This window comes from Actinocorallia longicatena (assembly GCF_039534125.1).
GTDB classification, from domain to species: Bacteria; Actinomycetota; Actinomycetes; order Streptosporangiales; family Streptosporangiaceae; genus Actinocorallia; species Actinocorallia longicatena.
Genome location: NZ_BAAAUV010000018.1, coordinates 26292 through 47358 on the forward strand (window position 1 = coordinate 26292; position 21067 = coordinate 47358).

The 21067-nt window shown below is 74.0% G+C and carries 16 protein-coding genes; 6 read left to right on the forward strand and 10 right to left on the reverse strand.

Translation table 11 applies throughout. The features are described 5' to 3' along the window. Positions 1-4: 4 nt before the first annotated feature. From ABD785_RS28600 to ABD785_RS28625, 6 genes are all read right to left on the reverse strand, one after another. Positions 5-808: an ABC transporter ATP-binding protein gene (locus tag ABD785_RS28600; RefSeq protein WP_344834405.1), complete on the reverse strand. Its 804-nt coding sequence runs from the start codon at positions 806-808 to the stop codon at positions 5-7. Next, positions 805-1788 (reverse strand): ABC transporter ATP-binding protein, encoded by a 984-nt coding sequence (locus ABD785_RS28605; protein ID WP_344834407.1) that lies wholly within the window; start codon positions 1786-1788, stop codon positions 805-807. Before ABD785_RS28605 ends, ABD785_RS28600 begins: the two co-directional genes overlap by 4 nt. Further along, entirely contained in the window at positions 1785-2648 is an 864-nt protein-coding gene (locus ABD785_RS28610; protein WP_344834409.1) for an ABC transporter permease, read from the reverse strand. Before ABD785_RS28610 ends, ABD785_RS28605 begins: the two co-directional genes overlap by 4 nt. Further along, a complete protein-coding gene (locus ABD785_RS28615) occupies positions 2645-3631 on the reverse strand; it encodes an ABC transporter permease (RefSeq protein ID WP_344834412.1) in 987 nt (328 codons plus the stop codon). Before ABD785_RS28615 ends, ABD785_RS28610 begins: the two co-directional genes overlap by 4 nt. A gap of 3 nt (positions 3632-3634) precedes the next feature. Continuing rightward, a complete protein-coding gene (locus ABD785_RS28620; protein ID WP_344834415.1) occupies positions 3635-5263 on the reverse strand; it encodes an ABC transporter substrate-binding protein in 1629 nt (542 codons plus the stop codon). A 235-nt stretch (positions 5264-5498) separates the two neighbouring features. Beyond that, the gene (locus ABD785_RS28625; RefSeq protein WP_344834418.1) at positions 5499-6083 is read right to left on the reverse strand and encodes a TetR/AcrR family transcriptional regulator; all 585 of its coding nucleotides are present in this window, start codon (positions 6081-6083) and stop codon (positions 5499-5501) included. 103 nt (positions 6084-6186) lie between these two features. On the opposite strand from ABD785_RS28625, the gene ABD785_RS28630 reads away from it, so the two are divergent. Next, positions 6187-7605, forward strand: coding sequence for an amidase (locus ABD785_RS28630; RefSeq protein WP_344834420.1), 1419 nt, complete (start codon positions 6187-6189; stop codon positions 7603-7605). 3 nt (positions 7606-7608) lie between these two features. Here ABD785_RS28630 and ABD785_RS28635 read toward each other — a convergent pair whose 3' ends face one another. Further along, a complete protein-coding gene (locus tag ABD785_RS28635) occupies positions 7609-8982 on the reverse strand; it encodes an NADP-dependent succinic semialdehyde dehydrogenase (protein WP_344834422.1) in 1374 nt (457 codons plus the stop codon). A gap of 143 nt (positions 8983-9125) precedes the next feature. Between ABD785_RS28635 and ABD785_RS28640 the strand changes: the two genes are divergently transcribed. Further along, a complete protein-coding gene (locus ABD785_RS28640) occupies positions 9126-9566 on the forward strand; it encodes an SRPBCC family protein (protein ID WP_344834424.1) in 441 nt (146 codons plus the stop codon). A gap of 3 nt (positions 9567-9569) precedes the next feature. Here the strand turns inward: ABD785_RS28640 and ABD785_RS28645 are convergent, their stop codons facing one another. Both ABD785_RS28645 and ABD785_RS28650 read right to left on the reverse strand, forming a co-directional pair. Continuing rightward, positions 9570-10595 (reverse strand): 1-acyl-sn-glycerol-3-phosphate acyltransferase, encoded by a 1026-nt coding sequence (locus tag ABD785_RS28645; protein ID WP_344834681.1) that lies wholly within the window; start codon positions 10593-10595, stop codon positions 9570-9572. Next, the gene (locus tag ABD785_RS28650) at positions 10595-11422 is read right to left on the reverse strand and encodes a patatin-like phospholipase family protein (RefSeq protein WP_344834427.1); all 828 of its coding nucleotides are present in this window, start codon (positions 11420-11422) and stop codon (positions 10595-10597) included. The genes ABD785_RS28645 and ABD785_RS28650 overlap by 1 nt, the downstream gene beginning before the upstream one ends. Positions 11423-11513: 91 nt before the next feature. Between ABD785_RS28650 and ABD785_RS28655 the strand changes: the two genes are divergently transcribed. Further along, positions 11514-12227 (forward strand): hypothetical protein, encoded by a 714-nt coding sequence (locus ABD785_RS28655; protein ID WP_344834429.1) that lies wholly within the window; start codon positions 11514-11516, stop codon positions 12225-12227. On the opposite strand, the gene ABD785_RS28660 is transcribed toward ABD785_RS28655, so the two are convergent. Beyond that, positions 12209-12748: an RICIN domain-containing protein gene (locus ABD785_RS28660; RefSeq protein WP_344834432.1), complete on the reverse strand. Its 540-nt coding sequence runs from the start codon at positions 12746-12748 to the stop codon at positions 12209-12211. The genes ABD785_RS28655 and ABD785_RS28660 overlap by 19 nt on opposite strands. A gap of 163 nt (positions 12749-12911) precedes the next feature. Between ABD785_RS28660 and ABD785_RS28665 the strand changes: the two genes are divergently transcribed. The 3 genes from ABD785_RS28665 to ABD785_RS28675 are packed head-to-tail and all read left to right on the forward strand — an operon-like array spanning position 12912 to position 20952. Beyond that, complete coding sequence (locus ABD785_RS28665) at positions 12912-15605, forward strand: ATP-binding protein (protein WP_344834434.1); 2694 nt, start codon at positions 12912-12914, stop codon at positions 15603-15605. Positions 15606-15643: 38 nt separating this feature from the next. Next, positions 15644-18163 carry an ATP-binding protein gene (locus ABD785_RS28670; RefSeq protein ID WP_344834436.1) on the forward strand — a complete coding sequence of 840 codons (2520 nt, stop codon included), beginning with the start codon at positions 15644-15646 and terminating at the stop codon, positions 18161-18163. Positions 18164-18165: 2 nt separating this feature from the next. Further along, a complete protein-coding gene (locus ABD785_RS28675; RefSeq protein ID WP_344834438.1) occupies positions 18166-20952 on the forward strand; it encodes an ATP-binding protein in 2787 nt (928 codons plus the stop codon). Positions 20953-21067: the final 115 nt, after the last annotated feature.

The window sequence follows — 21067 nt, forward strand, 5'->3', positions numbered from 1 at the left end:
CGGCTCAGGCGTCGAGCGCGCGGCGGTCCCCGGCCACCCGGCCGGGGTCCCAGCCGGGCGAGGGGATCGAGTCGAGCAGCAGGCGGGTGTAGGGGTGCCGGGGGTGGCGCAGGATCCGCTCGGTCTCGCCGCGCTCGACGACGCGGCCGTGCCGCATGACGATCGCGGTGTCGGTGATGTAGCGCACCACCGCCAGGTCGTGGCTGACGAAGACGTAGGAGATGCCCGAGGCCCTGCGCAGCTCGTCGAGGAGGGTGAGGATCTGCGCCTGGATCGAGACGTCCAAGGCGGCGACCGACTCGTCGAGCACGAGGACGCGCGGCCGGATGCCGAGCGCCCGGGCGATCGCGGCGCGCTGCCGCTGCCCGCCCGACAGGTCGCGGGGCAGGGAGTCCCCGGCCCGGGCGCTGAGCCCGACCTGGTCGAGGAGCTCGGCGACCCTGGCCGCGCGGTCGCGCGCCGAGCCGCCGGAGTGCAGCCGCAGCGGCTCCTCGACGGACTGCGCGACGGTCCGCCGCGGATCGAAGGACCCGTACGGATCCTGGAAGATCATCTGAAGCAGGCCCGCCTGCCGGAGCCGGGCGCGGCGCCCCCGGCTCGCGGCGGGACGGCCGTCGAGCGTCACGGTCCCCGACGTCGGGCGTTCCAGCCCGGCCAGGATCCGGGCCGTCGTGGTCTTGCCCGATCCGGACTCCCCGACGATCCCGAGGGAGGCCCCCGGCATCAGGTCGAAGCTCACGTCGTCGACCGCGGTGACGGATCCGAACGTCTTCACCAGCGATTTCACGCTGAGGACGGGCTCGCTCACGAGGCGGCTCCTTCCGGATGGAGGCAGGCGACGAGCGACGGCCCGTGCGAGCCGAGTCCCGGGACGGTCTCGGCGCAGTCGCCGGCGGCCTGCGGGCAGCGGTCCCGGAAGGCGCAGCCCGCGGGGGCGTCGGCGAGCGACCGCGGATGACCGGCGATCGCCCTGATCACCGCCCTGTCGCCGTGCACCGACGGGCTCGCCTCGAGCAGGGCCCGTGTGTAGGGGTGGGCAGGGGAGCCGAACAGCGCCGCCCCCGCCGACTCCTCGACGATGCGGCCCGCGTACATGACGTACACCCGGTCGCAGATCGCCGCGGCGAGATCGAGGTCGTGGGTCACGAAGAGCATCCCGGTGCCGTGAGCCCGCTGGAGGTCCTTCAGCAGCGCGACCACCTCGGCCTGGGTCGTGACGTCGAGAGCCGTGGTCGGCTCGTCGGCGAGCAGCAGCTCGGGTTCGGTGGACAGCGCTCCCGCGATCACGACCCGCTGGAGCATGCCGCCGGAGAACTCGTGCGGGAACCGCCGCACGGCCGCTCGCGGATCCCGGATCCCGACCTGTTCGAGCAGGTCGAGCGCGCGTTCCCCGGCGGCCCGCGGCCGTTCGCCGCGGGCCCGCAGCCCCTCGGTGAGGTAGTCGCCGATCCGGCGGACCGGATTGAGCGACGCCCGCGGATCCTGAAAGATCATGGACGCCCGGGTGCGGCGCAGGTCGCGCAGCTCCCCGCGCCCGGCGGAGAGCACGTCCACGCCCGCCACCGTCACCCTGCCCTCGGTGCGCGCCCCCGCGGGCAGCATCCCGAGCGCGGAACGCGCGGTCAGCGACTTGCCCGAGCCCGACTCGCCGACGAGGCCGACGGTCTCGCCCCGCCCGACCCTGACCGAGACGCCGGACAGCAGCGGGACGGCGTTCTCCCCCGAGCCGACGGCCAGGCCGAGCCCGGCGATGTCGAGGGCGTTCTCATGTCCGGAGCGCGAGGTCATCCGCGCTCACCCCGCTTCCTTCCGGCGCCGAAGTGCTCGCCGACGACGGTGACGCTGACGACCGTCAGCAGGACCGCGGCTCCGGGCAGCAGGCCGCTCCACGGCTCGCCCTGGAGGATCGCCCCCCGGGCCTGGCTGATCATCGAGCCCCAGTCGGCGTCCGGGGGCCTCACCCCGAGCCCCAGATAGGACAGCGAGGCCAGGTCGACCATCGCGTAGCCGAACGACAGAGCGCTCTGCGCGACGAGCATCGGCGTCACGTTGGGCAGCAGATGGCGGAGGGTCAGCGCGAGCTCGCCGAAGCCCATGACCCGGTAGGCCTCCAGATAGGGCCGTGCCCCCTCCTGGATCGCCACGTTGCGGACGACCCGGCCGACGAACGGGGTGTAGCCGACGGCCAGCGCGCAGATCGGAGCGGTCAGCCCGGGACCGCACACCGCGACGACGAGCATCGCCAGCAGCAGGCTGGGGAAGGCGAACACGATGTCCATGGCGCGGGACAGCAGGGCGTCGGTCCAGCCGCCCGCGCGCGCCGCCAGCAGGCCGATCGCGGTTCCGAGCAGTGCCGACAGCAGGACGACGCCGAGCGGAGCGAGCAGGGACAGCCGGGCCCCGTACATCAGCCGCGACAGCACGTCCCGGCCGGTGGAGTCGGTGCCCAGCCAGTGCCCGGCCGTCCCGGGCGGGGCCAGGGCGTCCAGGAGGCTCGTGGCCTGCGGCGAGTGAGGGGCGAGGACGGGCGCGAGGACCGCCGTCACCACGACGAGGGACAGGAACGCGAGCGCGAGGGTCAGCGTGAGCGGGCGCCGCCTGCCGCGGGCCGCGCGTCCGGCGCGCAGGGCGGGGATCGTGAGGGTCATCGGCGGGGCCCTCCGCTGGTGACGCGCGGGTCGACGAACGGCAGCGCCAGGTCGACCAGGGTGTTGACCGTGACGAACAGGACGACGGCGATCAGGGCGATCCCCTGGACGACCGGGAAGTCCCGCCGCGCCACCGAGCCGACGAGCAGGGAGCCGACGCCGTCCAGGCCGAACGCGCTCTCCACCACGGCGGTGCCGACGAACAGGCTCGCCACCAGCAGCCCGATGATCGTGAGCAGCGGCGCCAGCGCGTTGCGCACCACGTGCCTGCGGATCAGGGCGGCGCCGCCGACGCCGCGGCTGCGCGCGACCTCGACGTGCTCACGCCCCGCCTCCTCGCGGAAGGCGGCGTGGCCGACCCTGGCGAGGACGCCGAAGGCCGCCAGGGCCATCGCGATCGCCGGCAGGGTCAGGTGCCACAGCCGGTCGGCGAGGCCGGTGCCCGCGCCGGTGGAGGGAAACCAGCCGAGGCCGACGGCGAAGACCGACAGCAGCCCGATGGCCGCGACGAACGTGGGCGTGGCCGTGGTGACGGCCGCCGCGACGCCCGCGATCCGGTCGGCGAGGCCGCCGCGGACGGCGGAGACCAGGGCCGTCGCGGTGCCGAGGACGATCGCCAGCGTCGCCGAGTACAGGACGAGCAGCCCGGACACGCCGAGCCTGCCGCCGATCAGTGACCGGACGCCGTCCTGGTAGGTCAGCGACGTGCCGAGGTCCAGCCGCAGCACCCCGCCGAGCCAGTCCAGGTATCCCCGGACGAAGCCCTGGTCGAGATGGTGCTCGTGGCGCAGCGCCTCGATCTGGGCCGGGGTCAGGCGGCGGCCGGCGGTCAGTGCCGCGACCGGATCGCCGGGGACCAGCCGGAGCGCCCCGTAGATGACGATCGAGGCGATCAGGACGGTGAGCAGCGCGCCCGCGGCCCGCCGTCCCGCCCACAGGGCGGCGCCCGTCCAGGGAGCGGGGGCCTTCTTCGGCACTCGCATCGGTCACTCGCCGCCGAGGGAAGCGGCCCACGGCGTGTTGACGTAGGTCTGCCGGGGGACGAGGCCGGTCAGGTGCCGGGCGTAGTAGACGTTCAGGGACTGCGTCACGATCGGGATGTTGACCAGGTCCGTCGCCATGATGGTCTGGGCCTTGGCCACCTCGCGGGCGCGCGCGGCCGGGTCCTCCGCGGCGATCGCGGCGGTGATGGCGGCGTCGTAGGCCTTGTTGGAGTAGCCGCCGAAGTTGTAGAAGCTGCCGGTCGTGAAGAACTGGTAGTAGGCGAGCGGCTCGGGGAAGTCGAGGTAGCCCGACGACAGGAACAGGTCGATGCCCGCGCGTGCGGGCGGTGAGGTGAACACCGCGCCGTACTGCTCGGCCGTGAGCGGCTTCAGCTCGACGTTCAGCCCCGCCCGGGTGGCGGAGTCGGCGATGGCCGTCGCGGTCTGGTTCTCCTCGTCGATGGCGGTCGTGTAGGCCAGGACGATCTTCTCCTTGGCCTTGGCGGAGCCGCCGAGCAGCTTCGCGGCCCTGGCGAGGTCCTGGGCGGGTTCGGGAAGCCTGTCGTACTCGGCCTGGTAGAGATCTTTCGCGTAACCCCAGGCCTCCGGCGGGACCAGGGCCCGCAGCGGCTGGGCGGTGCCCTTGTAGACCGCGCCGAGGATGCCCTTGTAGTCGATGACGGCCTGGAAGGCCTGCCGGATCGCGGGGTCGCCGAGCGGGCCCTGGGGATTGAGGACCGACAGGAAGGTCGGGGACATGCTCGGCCCGAACAGCAGGTGCCCCTTCTCCTCCAGCCGCCCGTAGGCGGAGGGCGGGACGATGAACTGGCCGTCGACCTCGCCGCCGGCCAGCGCCGCGGCCTGCGCCGAGGGGTCGGTGATGAAGGTGAAGCGGACGTTCTCGACCTTGGGCCTGGCCGCGGTGTTCCACCAGCCGTCGTTGCGGGTGAGGGTGAGGTGCTGCGCCTGGGTCCAGTTCGCCACCTTGTAGGGGCCGGTGCACATCAGGCCGCCCTCGGCGGAGCCGAAGTCACGGCCCGCGGCCTCGGCGAAGTCCTTCTGCACGACGTAGAAGGCGGGCATGGCGAAGAAGTTCGGGACGAGGGCGTCCGGCTTCGCGAGCCTGATCGTGACCTCGGAGCGGCCGGTGACGTCGATCGACCGCAGGTTCGTGGCCCAGCTGATCCAGGAGGAGCCCAGCTTGGGATCGAGGACGCGCCGGACGCTGTAGACGACGTCCTCGGGGGTGACGGCCTTTCCGTCCCAGAACTTCACGCCCTCCCGCAGGGCGATTTTGTAGGTGAGCGGGTCGGGGTGCTCGACCGAGGTGGCCAGGGCGGGCTCGGGCTCGTAACCGGGGCCGAGGGTGAACAGGCCCTCGCACACGTTGGACACGACGGTGCTGACCGAAAGGATCGCGGACTGGGCCGGGTCCAGGGTGGGCGGCTCGCCCGCGGGGATGTTCCAGGTGACGGTGCCGACCTCCTTCACCGGGGCGGGGACCGCGGTGGTGAAGGTCCGCGTGGACGGCGTGCCGCCGGACGGCCCGCCGTTCCCGGCGCACCCGGTGAGGGCGCCTGCGCCGACGAGGACGGCCGTGAGAGAGGCTGAGGCTGAAAAGAAGGAAGGCATGGCGAAGAGACCCTTCGAGCTGGGGCGGGCCGGTGGAGGGGTGGCGCTGGCGCGCGGGTGATCGGACGTCGTGGTCGCCACGGGCGGCGGCCCGTTTCAGGGCATGGCTCGGCCCGGGTGGTCGATCACTGGGGAGACGTGCCGATCGCGGGGTGGGAAGGGGAGGCGATCGCTCAAGGAGAGGTTCGGTGCCGGGGGAGGCCCGGCGGGGCGCGGAGCCTGTGCTCGCCGGCCGTCACGGGGCCCGCCTCCCGGCCGTCAGGAGGCTGACGAGCCGGTCGACGAGGCCGGGCATCCGGCCGTCCTCCCAGCGTTCGGGATCCTCGAGGCTGGAGACGTAGAAGCCGCGCAGAACGAGGTGCAGGACGTCGGCGGTGAAGGCGGCGTCACCGGCCCCGGCGTCGCGGGCCGCCTCGCCCAGCAGGTCGAGGCTGCGCCGGGAATCCTCCCTGAGCACCCCCAGTGCCTCGGAGTCGGGCCCGCTGCGGCCCAGGATCTCCATGAAGAGCCTGCGCAGCACCTGGTCGTCCCCGGTGGTCGTGACCGACCACCGGGCGACGGCGCCGAGGCGGTCCGCGGCCTCCTCTCCCGCCACGACCTGGTCGATCTCGCCACCCCACGACTGGAACGCGTGTTCGATCGCATTGCGCAGCAGGGCCTCGCGGGTGGGCAGGTAGTTGGTGACGAGCGTGGTGGAGCCGCCGATCCGCTTGGCCACGGACCTGATGCTCACGCCGTCGAGCCCGCCCGTCGCCACGATCTCGAGGGTGGCCTCGGCGATCGTGGCGAGTCGCTGGGTGACGTCAATCTCCATCGGCATGGTCCGTACGGTAACGACACGCGACCCGAAATACAACACCGTTGTACATCAGCGTTGCATCACGTACTCTCCTCGCGATCCCACGATCGACCTAGGAGCGGACATGGAACTCTGGCAGCTATCGGCGACCGAGCTCGCGGCGGGCATCGCGACCGGCGACTTCTCCTCGGAGGAGACCGTCCGGTCCTGCCTGGGCCGGATCGAGGAGACCAACCCGGTGCTGAACGCCCTGGTCGACGTGCGTCCCGAGGACGCGCTGGCCGCCGCCCGCCTGGCCGACGCCGCGGTGGCCGCGGGCGCGGAGCTCGGCCCGCTGCACGGAGTCCCGGTCTCGACCAAGCTGAACACCGCCGAGCGCGGGGCCCTGACGAGCCACGGCCTCTCGGTCGCCGCGCGGGCCAGGGCCGTGGAGGACGACGCGTGCGTCGCCGCCCTGCGGGAGGCCGGTTCGGTGTTCCTCGGCCGCAGCAACGTGCCGGCCTTCTCGATGCGCTGGTTCTCCGCGAACGACCCGCACGGGCGGACCCTCAACCCCTTCGACGCCGCGCGCACGCCCGGCGGCTCCAGCGGGGGCGCGGCGAGCGGGGTGGCGGCGGGCATGACCCCGATCGGTCAGGGCAACGACATCGCCGGGTCGATCCGGTACCCCGCCGCCTGCTGCGGGCTGGTGGGCCTCCGCCCGTCCACGGGGCTGGTCTCCGGCTGGGCGGCGCCGGACCCCTCGGCGCCGGAGTTCCCGCTGAGCTTCCAGGCGTGGGCCGTCCAGGGGGCGATCACCCGGACCGTCGCCGACGCCCGGCTGGCGCTGACCGCGATGGCACGTCCCGACCTGCGCGACCCGTTCGGCGTCCCTGCGCTGCCCGCGCCGGCGCGCCCGGCCGGGACGGTCCGCGTCCTGGTCGTCAGGGACGCGGGCCTGGCCGCACCGCACCCGAGCGCGGACGCCGCCGTGGACGCCGCGGCGAGATGGCTGGCCGAGGCCGGATACGCCGTCGAGGAGACCGCCCTCCCGCTGCTGGGCGAGGCGGCGCGGCTGTGGTCGCTGCTGCTGATGGAGGACCTGAAGACCATGGCGTCCGGCATGCGCGAGCTGGGAGACGAGGCCACCCGGATCAACCTGGCGCTCGGCTTCGAGGCCGCCGCCGAACTGTGGGGCGCCGAGCCCGGCCTGCCGGCCTACATCCAGGGCTGGGCCCGCCGGGCGACGCTGATCACCCGCCTTCAGGAACTGCTCGGCGACGGCACGATCGTGCTGACCCCGGCCTCCGCCGAGCCCCCCTTCGAGCAGGACGCCGACATCCTCGACGCCGAGCGCGGCAAGAGCCTCTTCGCGGCCCAGTGGCCGATGACCTCCGTCCCGGTCCTGGGCTTCCCCGCCGTCACGGTCCCCACCGGCCTGGCGGACGGCCTGCCGGCGAGCGTCCAGCTCCTCGGCTCCCGATTCGCCGAACACCACCTCCTGGACGCCGCCCAGGCCGTCGAGGACCGCGCCCCCCGCCTCACCCCGGTGGCGTTCCCGTAGAGGTCAGGCGATCCAGATCGTCTTGGTGTTGCAGAAGGCGTGGATGCCCTCGGCGGAGAGCTCGCGGCCGTAGCCGGAGTTCTTGACGCCGCCGAAGGGGAGGTGGGGGTAGGAGGTGGTCATGCCGTTGATGAAGACCTGCCCCGCCTCGAGTTCGTCCACGAGGCGGTCGCGTTCGGCGGCGTCGGTGGTCCAGGCGTTGGAGCCGAGGCCGAAGTCGGTGGCGTTGGCCAGGGTGATCGCCTCGTCGAGGGAGGCGACCGTGAACAGGGACGCGACCGGGGCGAAGACCTCCTCGGCGAACATGCGCATGTCCTCGGTGACGCCGCCGACGACCGTGGGCGGGTAGTACCAGCCGTCGCCGGGCGGGCGCTCGCCGCCGCAGAGGATCGTCGCGCCCTTGCCGACGGCGTCGGCGACGAACGCCTCGACCTCCTCGCGGGACTTCTCGTCCACGAGCGGGCCCACGTCGGTGGACTCGTCCATCGGGTCACCGACCCTCAGGGCGCTCATCTCCTGGACGAACAGCCGCCCGAACTCCTGCGCGACGTCCTCGTGGACGATGAAGCGCTTGGCCGAGATGCAGCTCTGCCCGTTGTTCAGGCAGCGCGACGTCGCGGCGGCCTTGGCGGCGGCGGGCAGGTCGGCCGAGGGCATCACCACGAACGGGTCGCTGCCGCCCAGTTCCAGGACCGACGGCTTGACCTCCGCCCCGGCCACGGCCCCCACGGCGCGTCCCGCGGGCTCGCTGCCGGTGAGCGTCACGGCCCGGACGCGTGGGTCGCGCAGGACCGCCTCCACCTGGCCCGACCCGATCAGCAGGGTCTGGAACGCCCCCTCGGGGAAACCCGCCCGCAGGAACAGCGACTCGAGGTACAGCGCCGTCTGCGGGACGTTCGAGGAGTGCTTCAGCAGCCCGGTGTTCCCGGCCATCAGCGCCGGGGCGGCGAACCTGATCACCTGCCACAGCGGGAAGTTCCACGGCATGACGGCGAGCACGGGACCGAGCGGAAGATACCGGACGAAGGCCTGTGAAGCACCGACGGCACCGGAGTCGGCGGGCCGGTCGGCCAGGTACTCCGGGGCGTGCTCGGCGTAGAACCGGCACGCCGTGGCGCACTTCCTGGCCTCGGCCCGGGCCGCGGTGATGGTCTTGCCCATCTCCGTGGTCATGACCTTCGCGATCTCGTCCGCCTCGGCGTCCAGGAGGTCGGCCGCGGCGTTCATCCACTCCGCCCTGCGTTCCAGCGGCACGCCGCGCAGGACGCCGAACGCCGTGACGGCTCTGCCGATCCGCTCGTCGACCTCCGGCCCGCTCAGCGCGTCGAAGGTCTTCTCCACCTTGCCGGTCGCGGGATTCGTCGTGGCGATCGCCATTGCTGCCTCCTTATTCCTTCAGTCCCTCCGCGCCCTACCCCTTTCTCTGCTCGCGTAGGCCTCGAGGGCCGAGAGAGCCGTGCCGCGGGCCGGCCGGATGTGATCCCGAAATTTGTCACTATTCGTGCCGGTATGCTCCGTCAATGCCCGAGAAGATCCTCCGCACCGCCTTCACGGTGCCCGCGCCGCCGCGGGACGTCTACGACCATCTGATGAGGGCCGAGAACTACATCGGGCTCTCCCCGCTCGTGGTGGCCGTCCATGACGTCGCCGCGGGCTCCTACGTGGCCGTCGAGCGCTTCAGGTTCCTCGGGTTCCTCACCCACGACAACCACATCCGGGTCAGCCTGCTCGGCACCCCCGGCGAGGCGGTGTGGGGCGAGGTGAGAAGCCCGGGCGGCGTCGCCCTCGGCTACCGGTTCGCGCTGAGCGCCGTCCCGGAGGGGACGCTGATCGAGGACACCCTCACCCTCAGGACCCCGCCCGGGCTGCTCCGGTACGCCGCCCGGCAGGCGGGGGCCGTCCAGCGCAGCCGGGCGGTCATCCTCGCCGAACGCGCCCGGACCTTCGCCTCGGCACCCTGAGGCTCAGCCGGGCTCCCCGCGCGGGGCGACGGCGGAGGAGTTCTCGGCGATCCAGGCGTCGATGCGCTCCCACTGGGTGAACAGCCAGTCGGTCCGCTCCCGGCGGCCGGCGGGGATCGCTTCGGCGGGCACCCGCCACCACCGGGCGCGGACCACGAAGGTCAGCGGCAGTCCCTGCCAGACCGCCTTGAGCGAGTTGAGCCGCTCCAGGCCGGTGTGCGCGACGAACACCACGTCGGCCCCGGGTGCGGCCTCGACGGCGGCCAGCGCGCCGCCCGGACGCGGCGGCATGACGTTCCGCATCCGTGTCGCCCGCAGGGCCTGGTCGCGGCGGTTCAGCCGCAGCAGCCTGCGGATGGCGCGGCGGCGGCGCGGCGCGGTGAAGTTGCCCCCCTCGGGGAAGATCACCAGCGCGTCGGCGGGGCCCAGGCGGTCGGCCAGGCCGCCGATCTCCCCGGTCATGCCCGATCCGGCGCTCCGGACGAACACGTTGGGCAGCCGGCCCGCGGCGATGTCGATGCACGGGTCGAGCTGCAGGAAGTCCTTCATCACCAGCCGGGGGCGCCTGTGGTGATGGGTGAGCAGGTGGTGGACGAGGATCAGCGAGTCGCCGGGGCCCGCGTGCCGGCTCAGGACGATCAGCGGCGCGGGGTCCCGCTCCGGACCGGGCGCCTCCCACTCGCCCTCCACCTCGACCCTGAGGTTCAGATACCGCTCGCCCGCCCCGTACAGCCCGGCGATGTACCGGCGGATGATCGAGTAGTGCCGCTCCCAGAGCCGCTCGGTGCGCACCCGGCCGCCCAGCGGGCTGCCCAGCCAGACCAGCGTGCACGCCGCGACCGCCCAGGTCTCGAAGAACACCCAGGCCAGGGCGAACCGCAGCAGCCGGATCGACCGGTACCTGCCGTCGCCCAGCAGCGACACCAGCCCGGCGAGCACCACGACGGGCAGGAACAGGCAGGCGAGCACGACCGCCAGGATGGGCAGCACCGGCACGAACAGCACCCGCCGGACGGCCACCGGAGGCATCACCGCGCTCGCCCTCCTTCGTCGAGGTAGGCGAGGCTGGCCCGGTAGGCGCGCTCGGTGTAGGCGTCCAGGGCCGACAGCGGACCCCGCCGCACCCCCTCCGGCCTGGCCCTCTCCGCCCCGGCGGGCAGCACATGGACCGTGACGCCCTCGGGCAGCGAGGCCATCTCCTCGAAGAACCGGTGCCGCCGCGCGATCTCGAAGGCCACGACCCCGACCTCCCAGGGCCGGCGCGGCGGCGTCAGCGGCCGTTCGATCCGGCCGACGTGCAGCACGTAGACCGTGGTGGCACCCAGTTCGACCGCGCGGCCGACCGGGATGCTGTGCACCAGCCCGCCGTCGAAGTAGTGGCGGCCGCCGATGCGTACCGGCGGCAGCAGCCCCGGGACGGCGCAGGAGGCGAGGACCGCGGGCACCAGCGGACCTTCGGAGAACCAGCGGGCCATGGCGGTCTCGACCCCGGCGGCCACGCACTGGAACGGGACGGCGAGCCCGCCGAAGTCCGTCACCGGAAGGACCTCCTCCAGCGCCTGCCAGAGCGGTTCCACCGGATGGAGATGGGTGCCGGACGCCGCCAGGGTCCTGATCCGCTTCCACGGCGACGCCGAGAACGCCCGCCGCGCCGCCGCCCCGGCCCACAGCTCGCGGAGCCGGTCCACGGCCTTGGCGGGATCGGCCGCCACGAACACCCCGTTGATCGCCCCGATCGATGTCCCGACCACCAGGTCGGGCCGGACGCCCCGCTCGTCCAGGGCGCGCAGCATCCCCAGCTCATGGGCGCCGAGCGCGCCCCCGCCGCCGAGCACGAACCCCACTCGCTCCGCCATGCCCGTCCCTCCGGCCCGCTCCAGTCCGCGAAACATCAGCCTCTATGCCCGGAACGCCCCGGTCCGAACGCCGGGCCGCTACCGTGGCCGCATGATCGACGGAGTGCGGAGCCTGCAACGCGGACAGGTCACCGAGACGGAGCTGCGCGAGGCCGCGGAGCTGTTCCGCGAGGCCCACAAGACCGAGCGGATGATCGGCGCGCTGGACGAGATCGCGGACTACGTGACCGACGTCCTGTTCGCCGACGGAGGACTGGACGTCCCCGGCGACCTGGACCTCACCGGAGAGGGCGTCCATCTCCTCGTCGTCCGCGGCGACCTCACGGTCGGCGGCTGCTACGGCGACGGCGACGATCCCGAGTCCTTCCTTCTCGTCACCGGCGACATGCGGGCCAAGGACGTCGTCACCGCGGGCTGGCTGGAGGTGCACGGAGACCTGCGCACCGGCCGCCTCATCGGCGACTACAACGACTGCTCGGCCCTGGTCGGCGGCGACGTGCACGCCACCCTCTTCTACGGCGAGGAGCACTGGTTCGACATCGGCGGCCGGGTGCACGCGGACGTCGTCGTGGGCCGTCCGAGGATGCCGTCCGGCGCGCCGCGGGGGATCGAACTCGACGACGTCCGGCTCCTGGAGCACTTCGACCGCGACCTCCTGCGCGTCCACGAGTCCACCGGCGACGACGGCGCCACGGAACTGGAGGTCGACGGCTTCGCCGACTTCCACGCCCTCAAACGCCTGGTGAGAGCGGGGAAGCCGACGAGGTCGGAGAACGTCCCGGCGGATCAGGTGCCGGGGACGTAGACCAGGCGGAACTGCTGGTTGGGGCCGCCGTGGCAGGGATACTGGATGATGAGCGTGTCGTCGGCGGTGCCGGCTTCGAGGGCGTCCATGCACTGGTCGCTGAAGTCCGACCTCCAGGTGACCGGGAGGCCGGCCCACATGGCGTCGTGGTTCGACGAGCGCCAGATGGGGCGCCGGCCGGTCAGGTCGCCGGTGGTGTCGTTGCAGTACTGCTGGCGCAGGACGCTGTCGCCGCCGATCGGCGCCAGCAGGCACAGGTGCGAGTTGCGGTTGTACAGGACGCGGTGGGTGCCGGAGCCTTCGATCTTCCAGTGCTGGGCGCCGAGGTTCCCCGACGTCCGCTGGACCATGGCGGCGCCCGTCGCCTTCGACTCGTTGTAGGGCATGACGGCCTTGCCGCTGTCGACGTTGATCAGCCAGTAGAACGGACCGGGCCCGGCGTGGGCGGGCGTCGCCGCCACGGCCGGGACCACGGCGCCGATCGCGACCGCGGCCATCAGGGTGCTGAGGGACCTGCGCATTTCTTCTCCTCGGATGTCGGTGCTGACGTCCACGAGCCTCGCCGGGAGGGGCGTCCCGGCGGATCGGCGGTACCTACCGAGTTAGCGTCCTACGTAGGAACGGGGCGAAATGCCCGTGGTGGCACCGATGCCGGAGCGGTGCGGCGGTGCCGATACTGGGCGCATGTCTTACCTCGTGGGGAGGGCCGGGGAGATCGCCCTCGTCCGCGGCCTGGTCGCCGATGTGCGCGAGGGCCGCGGCAGGGCGCTGCTCGTCGCGGGGGAGGCCGGGGTCGGCAAGTCCCGGCTGCTGTCGGAGGCCGTCCGGCTCGCCGGGGGAGCGGGCCTGGCAGTCCTCAGGGGACGGGCCGTCGCCGGAGCCGGGGCCTACCGGCCACTCGCCGAGGCCCTGGGCGGGGTGCTGCGGGACGAACCCGCCGTCGGCGGTGAGGAGCTGCGCGCCTATCGTCCGGCGTTCGGGCGGATGCTGCCCTGCTGGACCGGGGAGAGCGGGGAGAGCGGGCCGTTCGGCGGACTCGACCAGGTCGTCGTGCTGGCCGAGGGGCTGCTGCGGCTGCTGCGGGCGCTCAACGACGGGCGCGGCTGCCTGCTCGTCCTGGAGGATCTGCACTGGGCCGACGCGGACACGATGGCCGTCCTCGACTACCTGGCGGCGACCGTCCGGGACTGCCCGGTGCTGCTGGCCGGGTCCGTCCGGGACGAGGAGCGTCCGCCGCCGCGGTGGGCGCACACCGTGCGCCTCGACCGGCTGGACGAGGCCGGCACGCTGGAGCTCGCCCGCCGCCGTGCGGGCGGTGTCCTGGCACCCGAGCTGCGGCGGCTGGTGCTGGACCAGTCCGACGGGCTGCCGTTCCTGGTCGAGGAGCTGGTCGCGGGCGGTCCGGGGGTGCCGCCGACCCTGGCCGGCATGGTCGCGGAGCTTCTCGGCGGGCTGCCGGACGGATGGCGCGGCGTGCTCCAGACGGCCGCGGTGCTCGGCGGCGATCCCGACTGGACCCTGCTGGACGCCGTCACCGGGGCGGGCGAGGACACCGTTCTGGCCGCGCTGCGGGCGGCCCAGCCCCGCCTCGTCGTGCCGGAGGGGGAGGCGCTGCGGTGGCGGCACGCGCTGACCAGGGACGCGGTCCTGGAGACGCTGACCCCGCCGGAACGGGCCGTGCTCGCCCGCCGCTCCGCTGAGGCCCTGCTCGCCCGGCCGGGCAGGGGGGTGCGCGCCGCCGAGCTGCTCACCGCCTCCGGAGAGGGGGACCGCGCCGCCGCCGTCTACCTGCGGCTCGCCCGCGAGAACCGGGAGCGCGGCGCGCTGCGCGACGCCTGGACGCTGCTGGAGCGCGCGGGCGACGGCGTCGCCGTGACGGTGGAGCGCGTCCGGCTGCTGACCCTGCTCGGCCGGGCCGCCGAGGCGCTGGCGGAGGGCTCGGCGGCCCTGGACGAGGCCACCGGCGACGACCATGCCCGGCTGTGCGTCAGCCTGGCCGAGGCGGCGATCGTGATGCGCGCCTGGGATGACGGCGCGGCCTTCCTGCGCAGGTCGGGGCGTCCCGACGACCCGCACGCCCTGGTCCTCGCCGCGGACATGGCGTTCGGCCCGGGCGATCTGGCCCGCGCGGCCGACCTGGCCAGGGCCGCCATCGACCGGTCGGAGGGGGATCCGGAGGTGCGCTGCCGCGCGCTGGTGGTCCTCGGCCGGTGCCTCCTGCGGCAGGACGTGGCGGCGGCGCGGGCCGTCCACGAGAAGGCGGTGCAGCTCGCCGCCGAACACGGGCTGCGGCCCTGGCGGGTCACCGCGCTGATCAATCTGGCCACCGTGGACCTGACCGAGGGCCCCGTGGTGCCGCTGCTGGCGGAGGCCAGGGAGCTGGCCGTCAGGACCGGACGGCTCGCCGAGGTGATCGTCACCGAGCTGCTGCGGATGGAGGGCGTCCTGCTGACCGAGGGGCCGCGCGCGGCCGAACCGGCGGCGCTGGAGGCGGCCGAGCAGGCCGGACGCCTGCGGCTGCCGACGCTCCAGGCGGTGGCCGAGACGATCGTCGCGCAGGCCCGCGCCGACGACGGCGACGCCGAGGGCATGCGGGCGGCGCTGGTGGCGGCCGCGGGCCGTCCCGGCGGACCCGTGGAGATCGCCGCGGCCGTTCCGCTGGTCGAAGGGCATCTCCGGCTGGTGAGCGGGGATCTCGACGCTGCGGCCGCCCTTTTCGACGAGGGGGTGGCGCTGCTGCGCGGGCACCGGCAGGCGGCGCCGGTCTGGCACTGGGGCCTGTGGGCGCTGCTGCGCACCGTGACCGGCACCGGGGGCGAGGAGGCCCGCGCCGAGCTCCGCGGCTCCTATCCGGCGCTGCGGCGGGCGAACCTCGGCGTCCTGCACTACGCCGACGCGGTCGCGGCGGGCCGGGCGGGCGGCAAGGCGGAAGCGGCCGCGCTGATGGCCTCCGGCGACGCGCTGCTGGCCGAGCACCACTGGTGGCGCCGCCTGTGCCGGACGCTCGCGATGCGCTCGGCCCTCGACGACGGCTGGTACGACCCGGTCCCCGTCCTCCGCGCCGATCTGGCCGCCTTCGAGGACGCCGGTGACGTCCGTCCGGCCCGCCTGGCCCGCGACCTCCTGCGCCGCGCGGGCGTACCGGCCCGCCGGGCCCGCGGCAGGACGCCCGTCCCGGCCGCCCTCCGCACGGCGGGCGTCACGAGCCGTGAGACCGAGGTCCTGGCCCTGGTCGCCGAGGGCCTGACCAACCGGCAGATCGCCGAGCGCCTGTTCCTGTCCCCCCGGACGGTCGACACCCACGTGGCCAGCCTCCTCGCCAAGACCGGCACCACCGCCCGCGCCGAGCTCCGCGCCCTCGCACGTACAGTCGTTTGACCTAATCATCCTCCGGAGAGGGCGACTACCTTGCCCTGATGAGCAGTGCGTTGTTCGGACGGGACACCGAGGTCCTGGCCCTGAGGAAGACGATCGAACAGGTCTCCGACGGAGGCCGGTGCCTCGTCCTCCTCGGAGATCCCGGCATCGGCAAGACGGCCCTGCTGCACGCCGCCAGGGAGATCGTCCGTGCGGAGGGCTTCCGGCTGCTGACGGCCGTCGGCGTGCAGTCGGAGGCGCAGCTCCCGTTCGCGGGACTGCACCAGGTGCTGAGCCCGCTGCTGCGGCAGGGGGCGGGACCGCAGGGCCGGCGCCCGCGGGCGCTGCTGACGGCGTTCGGCCTGGCGGAGGGGGAGCGGCCGGACATCTTCGGCGTCGCCGTGGCGGCGGTGGACCTGCTCGGCGAGGCCGCCGCCGAGCGGCCCGTCGCCGTCCTGGTCGACGACGTGCAGTGGCTGGACGCCCAGAGCCAGGAGGTCCTCACCTTCATCGCGCACCGCCGCGCACCGCTGAGGATCGTCGTCATCGGGACCGTCAGGACCGGGTACCCGGGTCCCTTCGTCTCCGCGGACCTGCCCGAGCTGGTGGTCTCCGGCGTCGGCGTCGACGCCGCCGAGGAGATCCTGCGCGGTCCGGCCGGGGTCGCCGGTGTGGACGACCGGCGCCGCATCAGGGAGCAGGCCCAGGGGAATCCGCTGGCCCTGCTCGAGCTTCCCGAGACCCTCGCGGGGGCGGGGTTCCCGGAGGCTCAGGACTGGCAGCCGCTCACGGCCCGGCTGGAGCGGGCGTTCGGCGGCCGGGTCGCCGAGCTGGACCCGGCCGCCCGCGACGCGCTGCTGATCGCGGCCGTCGACACCGGCGACGACGTCGCGGAGATCCTCTCCGCCACGGAGGTGCTGCGCGGATCCCCGGTCACCGCAGGGGTCCTCCGCACCGCCGTGGAGGCGGGACTGGTCGGGATCGAGGGCGATCGCCTGGAGCTGCGCCACCCGCTGGTGCGCTCGGGGGTGCTCCAGGCCGAGTCGCTGGAGCGCAGGCAGGCCGCCCACGCGGCCGTCGCCGCGGTGCTGGGCGCCGACCCGTACCGGCGCGCCTGGCACCGGGGACAGTCGATCGTCGGTCCTGACGACGAGATCGCCGACGAGCTGGAGACGAGCGCGGTGCTGGCCGCCGGCCGGGGCGCGGTCATGTCCGCGATCGGCCTGCTGCAGCGGTCGGCACAGTTGACCGGCGCCTCGGCCCGGCGCGGGCACCGGCTGCTGGTGGCGGCGGAGCACGCCTTCAGCGTGGGCCGGCAGGACCAGGTGGGCCTCCTGGTGACGGCCGCGGAGCGATGCGACCTGTCCGAACTCGACTGGGCACGGGCGCAGTGGCTGCGGGAGATCTTCCACGACGGGGTGCCGGGCGACGCCGCACGGGTGCACCAGCTCTGCGGCGTGGCACGGCAGGCCGGGGCGGCGGGCGACGGCGACCTGACCCTGAACCTGCTGCTCGGGGCGGCGCTGCGGTGCTGGTGGGCCGATACGGGGCCGGCCGCGCGGGCCGACGTCGCCGCCACCGCGAAGGCGACGTCCGGCGGCACCCGCGATCCCCGGTACGTCGCGACGCTCGCGCTCGCCGAGCCCGTGGCCGAATGCGAAGCCGTCGTGGGCCTGCTCTCCGAGGTCCGCCCGGCGGAGATCACCGACGGTGACGCGCTCCGCGTCCTCGGCATCGCCGCCACCGCGATCGGAGACCCGGTCCGCAGCCTGTCCTTCCTCGAACGGGCGGAGGCGCTGCTGCGGAGACAGGGACGGCTGGCGCTGCTGTCCCAGGTGCTCTCGCTCTGCGTCGTCAACCGGCTGGAGACCGGCGACTGGGAGGGCGCGCAGGCCGCCGCGGGGGAGGGGGAACGGCTGGCGAAGGAGACGGGGCAGCCGATCTGGCGGGCGGGAGCCCTCGCCTGCGACGCCCTGAGCAGCGCGTTGCGGGGCGAAACCGACCAGGCGCTCAGCTACGCGGCCGAGGTCGAGGCGGCGGCGAGTCGTCAGCGGCTGACCCATCTGCTGTCGATGACGCAACTGGCGAAGGGGATCGCGCTGTCCGCCGCCGGGCGGCACGTCCAGGCCTACCGGGAGCTGGCGAGGGCGTTCGACGCCGGCGATCCGAGCTTCCATCCGCGGGAGCGGTTCGGCGCGGTGATGTTCCTCGCGGAGGCGGCGATCGAGGCGGGCCGTGAGGCCGACGCGCGAGCCGTCGTGGCCGACCTGTCGCGGCTGACAACGAGCACCCATTCGCCCCTTTTGGCCGTTTATCTCCGTTATGCTCGTGCAGTGCTCAGCGATGACGCCACCGCCGATCCGCTCTACGCGGAGATGATGAACCAGGATTTCACCGGGTGGCCCTGGGCCCGGGCCTGCGCGCTGCTGGCGCACGGCGGCCGCCTGCGCCGGCTCGGGCGGCACACGGAGGCGGTCGCCGCGCTGAGACCGGCCGTCGCCGAGCTCGACCGCATCGGCGCCGGACCATGGGCCGGCCGGGCGCGGGCCGAACTCCGGGCCGCCGCGGGCGGACTCTGAGAATGTCGAAGGCATCGGGGCTGATCGGCAGGGACAGGGAATCGCGGATCCTCACCGACATGATCGACGCGGTCGGGGACGAGGGCTCGGCGATCGTCGTCATGGGCGATCCCGGCATCGGGAAGACCTCGCTGCTGCGGGCGGCGGCGGCCCACGGCAGGAGCGCGGGGGCCACGGTCCTGTCGGCCGTCGGCGTCGAGGCGGAGGCGCATCTCCCGTTCGCGGGGCTGCACCAGCTGCTGCGGCCGGTGCTGCCGGAGACCGGCCGGCTGCCCGCGCCCCAGCGCGACGCCCTGCACGCCGCGTTCGGCATGCATCCCTCCGGCGGCGCCGACGGAGGGTCGCCGGAACTCTTCATGATCGCCCTGGCGACGCTGAACGCGCTGACGGACGTGGCGTCGCGGCGGCCGCTCCTCATCGTCGTGGACGACGTGCAGTGGCTCGACCAGCCCACCCAGGACGTCCTCGGCTTCGTCGCACGCCGGATCGGCAGCGATCCCTGCGTCCTGATCGGGGTGGTCCGCACCGGGCACGACATCGCGTTCGCCGCCACCGATCTGCCGCAACTCCTGCTGGGCCGCCTCACCGAGCAGAACGCCCGCGAACTGCTCGACAGGCACGCCGCCGACGTGAGCTACGCCGACCGGGAACGCATCCTGCGGGAGGCGGCCGGGAACCCGCTGGCCCTCGCCGAGCTCCCGCTGGCCCTGCGCTCGGCGGCCCGGATCGCGGCGGAGTACGGAGAGCAGCCGCCGCAGGCGCTCCAGCTCACGGCACGGCTCGAACGCGCCTTCGCCGCCCGGCTGGACGACCTGCCGCGGCCGTGCCAGGACGCGCTGCTCGTCGCGGCGGTGAACGACGCCGATGACCTGCGGGAGATCGTCGCGGGCGCCGCGATCCTCGCCGGGCACGAGGTGCACGTCGCGGTGCTGGAGCCGGCCGTGGCGGTCGGGCTGGTCCGCTTCGACGACGTCCACGCCCGCTTCCGGCATCCGCTGGTCCGCGCGGCGATCATCAACAAGGAGTCCGTCGCCCGTAAGCAGGCGGCCCACGCGGCGCTGGCCGAGGTGCTCACCGGCGAGCCGTACCGCCGGATCTGGCACCGGGCCCAGTCCGTCGGAGGCCAGGACGACCAGGTGGCCGACGAGATGGAGCGGGCGCACATCATCCCGCTGCGCAGAGGCTCGGTCGCCGAGGTGATCTGGGCTTTGGAGCGGTCCGCCGAGCTCTCCACCGAGCCGGCCACGCGGGGCAGGCGGCTGATGCTCGCCGCCGAGCACGCCTTCAGCCTCGGCCGCGCCGACCTGGTCGACCAGCTGCTGGAGCGGGCCGGCCGCACCCCGCTGTCCCGGCTCGACCAGGTGCGGATGCAGTGGCTCCGCGAGATCTTCCACGACGGCGTGCCCGGCGACGCCGACCACGTCCACACCCTTTGCGACGCCGCGCTGGAGGCGATCGAGGCGGGGGATCCGGCCCTCGCCCTGAACCTGCTCCAGGCGGCCGGGCTCCGCTGCTGGTGGGCCGACACCGGCCCGGCGGCCCGGGTACGGGTCTGCGAGGTCGCCCGCCGGATCGACGCCCCGCCCGACGACGCCCAGCTCACGGCGATCTTCAGCATCGCCGACCCGCTGGCGGAGTACCGGACGGTGGCCGACCGTCTCGCCGGGGTGCGACTGGAGGGCATCACCGACCCGGCCGCGCTGTGGCTCTACGGCATGGCCGCCGCCGCGAGCGCCGACCCGGTGCTCTCCGTCGACTTCCTGGGCCGCGCCGAGATCGTGCTGCGCCAGCAGGGCAGGCTCGGCCTGTTGTCCCAGGTGCTGACGATGAGCGTGATCGACAGCATGGAGATCGGCGACTGGGAGCACGCCTGGGCCGCCAGCGAGGAGGGCCGCAGGCTCGCCGTGGACACCCGCCAGGTGATCTGGGACGCCGGGTCGCAGGCGCTGTACGCCATGCTGCTCGCGCTGCGCGATGACCACGAGCGGGCGCTGGGGATCGCCGCCGAGGTGGAGAGTTCGGCGGCGGGCAGGAGGCTCAGCAATCTGCTGGACCTCGGGCAGCTCGTCCGCGGGTTCGCCCACCTGAGCGCGGGCCGGCCCGCGGACGCCTATCGCGAGCTGCGGCGCCTGTTCGACCCGGACGATCCCGCCTTCCATGTGCACGAGCGGTTCCACGGCGTCAGCTTCCTCGCCGAGGCGGCGGCGCACGCGGGCCTGACCGGGGAGGCCCGCGAGGTGATCGCGGACCTGGAGAAGGAGGCCGTCACCGTCCGCGCACCGATCCTGATCAGGCAGCTCACCTACGCGAGGGCGGTGCTGGCCCCCGATGACGCCGCCGAGGAGGCCTTCCTGGCCGCCCTCGACGCGGACCTCACCCGCTGGCCGTGGCTGCGGGCGAGGCTCGAGCTGGCGTTCGGGCAGTGGCTGCGCCGCCGGCGACGGATCGCCGAGGCCCGCAGATCCCTGCACTCCGCCCAGCTCACCTTCGACCTGATCGGCGCGCGGAGCTGGGCCGAGGCGTCCAGGATCGAGCTTCGCGCCGCCGGAGGGCGGGCCCCGTCCGCCGCCGGGCAGGCCACCGGCCTGGCCTCCCTGACGGCTCAGGAACTGCAGATCGCCCGCCTCGCCGGCGAGGGCCTGTCCAACAAGGAGATCGGCGAACGCCTGTACCTGTCGCACCGCACGATCGGCTCGCATCTCTACCGGATCTTCCCCAAGCTGGACGTCAGCACCAGGGCCCAGCTCGCCGCCCTGCTCAGCGCCCAGGACACCCGGGACGGCGCCTGAGGATCAGGAGGCCGCCCCCGCAGGGCGCTCGAGTCGACCGGCTGTCCAGCCGACTGGCCTTTCCGGCCTTCCGCGGGCCCGGCGCAGTGAAGGGTTCAGTCGTCCGACTCATGAG

What these genes read in the sequence shown, in the direction of transcription:
- ABD785_RS28605 (WP_344834407.1), bottom strand. Translation starts at nt 1,788, where the DNA reads ATGACCTCGCGCTCCGGACATGAGAACGCCCTCGACATCGCCGGGCTC.
- ABD785_RS28610 (WP_344834409.1), bottom strand. Translation starts at nt 2,648, where the DNA reads ATGACCCTCACGATCCCCGCCCTGCGCGCCGGACGCGCGGCCCGCGGC.
- ABD785_RS28615 (WP_344834412.1), bottom strand. Translation starts at nt 3,631, where the DNA reads ATGCGAGTGCCGAAGAAGGCCCCCGCTCCCTGGACGGGCGCCGCCCTG.
- ABD785_RS28620 (WP_344834415.1), bottom strand. Translation starts at nt 5,263, where the DNA reads ATGCCTTCCTTCTTTTCAGCCTCAGCCTCTCTCACGGCCGTCCTCGTC.
- ABD785_RS28625 (WP_344834418.1), bottom strand. Translation starts at nt 6,083, where the DNA reads ATGCCGATGGAGATTGACGTCACCCAGCGACTCGCCACGATCGCCGAG.
- ABD785_RS28630 (WP_344834420.1), top strand. Translation starts at nt 6,187, where the DNA reads ATGGAACTCTGGCAGCTATCGGCGACCGAGCTCGCGGCGGGCATCGCG.
- ABD785_RS28635 (WP_344834422.1), bottom strand. Translation starts at nt 8,982, where the DNA reads ATGGCGATCGCCACGACGAATCCCGCGACCGGCAAGGTGGAGAAGACC.
- ABD785_RS28640 (WP_344834424.1), top strand. Translation starts at nt 9,126, where the DNA reads ATGCCCGAGAAGATCCTCCGCACCGCCTTCACGGTGCCCGCGCCGCCG.
- ABD785_RS28645 (WP_344834681.1), bottom strand. Translation starts at nt 10,595, where the DNA reads ATGCCTCCGGTGGCCGTCCGGCGGGTGCTGTTCGTGCCGGTGCTGCCC.
- ABD785_RS28650 (WP_344834427.1), bottom strand. Translation starts at nt 11,422, where the DNA reads ATGGCGGAGCGAGTGGGGTTCGTGCTCGGCGGCGGGGGCGCGCTCGGC.
- ABD785_RS28655 (WP_344834429.1), top strand. Translation starts at nt 11,514, where the DNA reads ATGATCGACGGAGTGCGGAGCCTGCAACGCGGACAGGTCACCGAGACG.
- ABD785_RS28660 (WP_344834432.1), bottom strand. Translation starts at nt 12,748, where the DNA reads ATGCGCAGGTCCCTCAGCACCCTGATGGCCGCGGTCGCGATCGGCGCC.
- ABD785_RS28665 (WP_344834434.1), top strand. Translation starts at nt 12,912, where the DNA reads ATGTCTTACCTCGTGGGGAGGGCCGGGGAGATCGCCCTCGTCCGCGGC.
- ABD785_RS28670 (WP_344834436.1), top strand. Translation starts at nt 15,644, where the DNA reads ATGAGCAGTGCGTTGTTCGGACGGGACACCGAGGTCCTGGCCCTGAGG.
- ABD785_RS28675 (WP_344834438.1), top strand. Translation starts at nt 18,166, where the DNA reads ATGTCGAAGGCATCGGGGCTGATCGGCAGGGACAGGGAATCGCGGATC.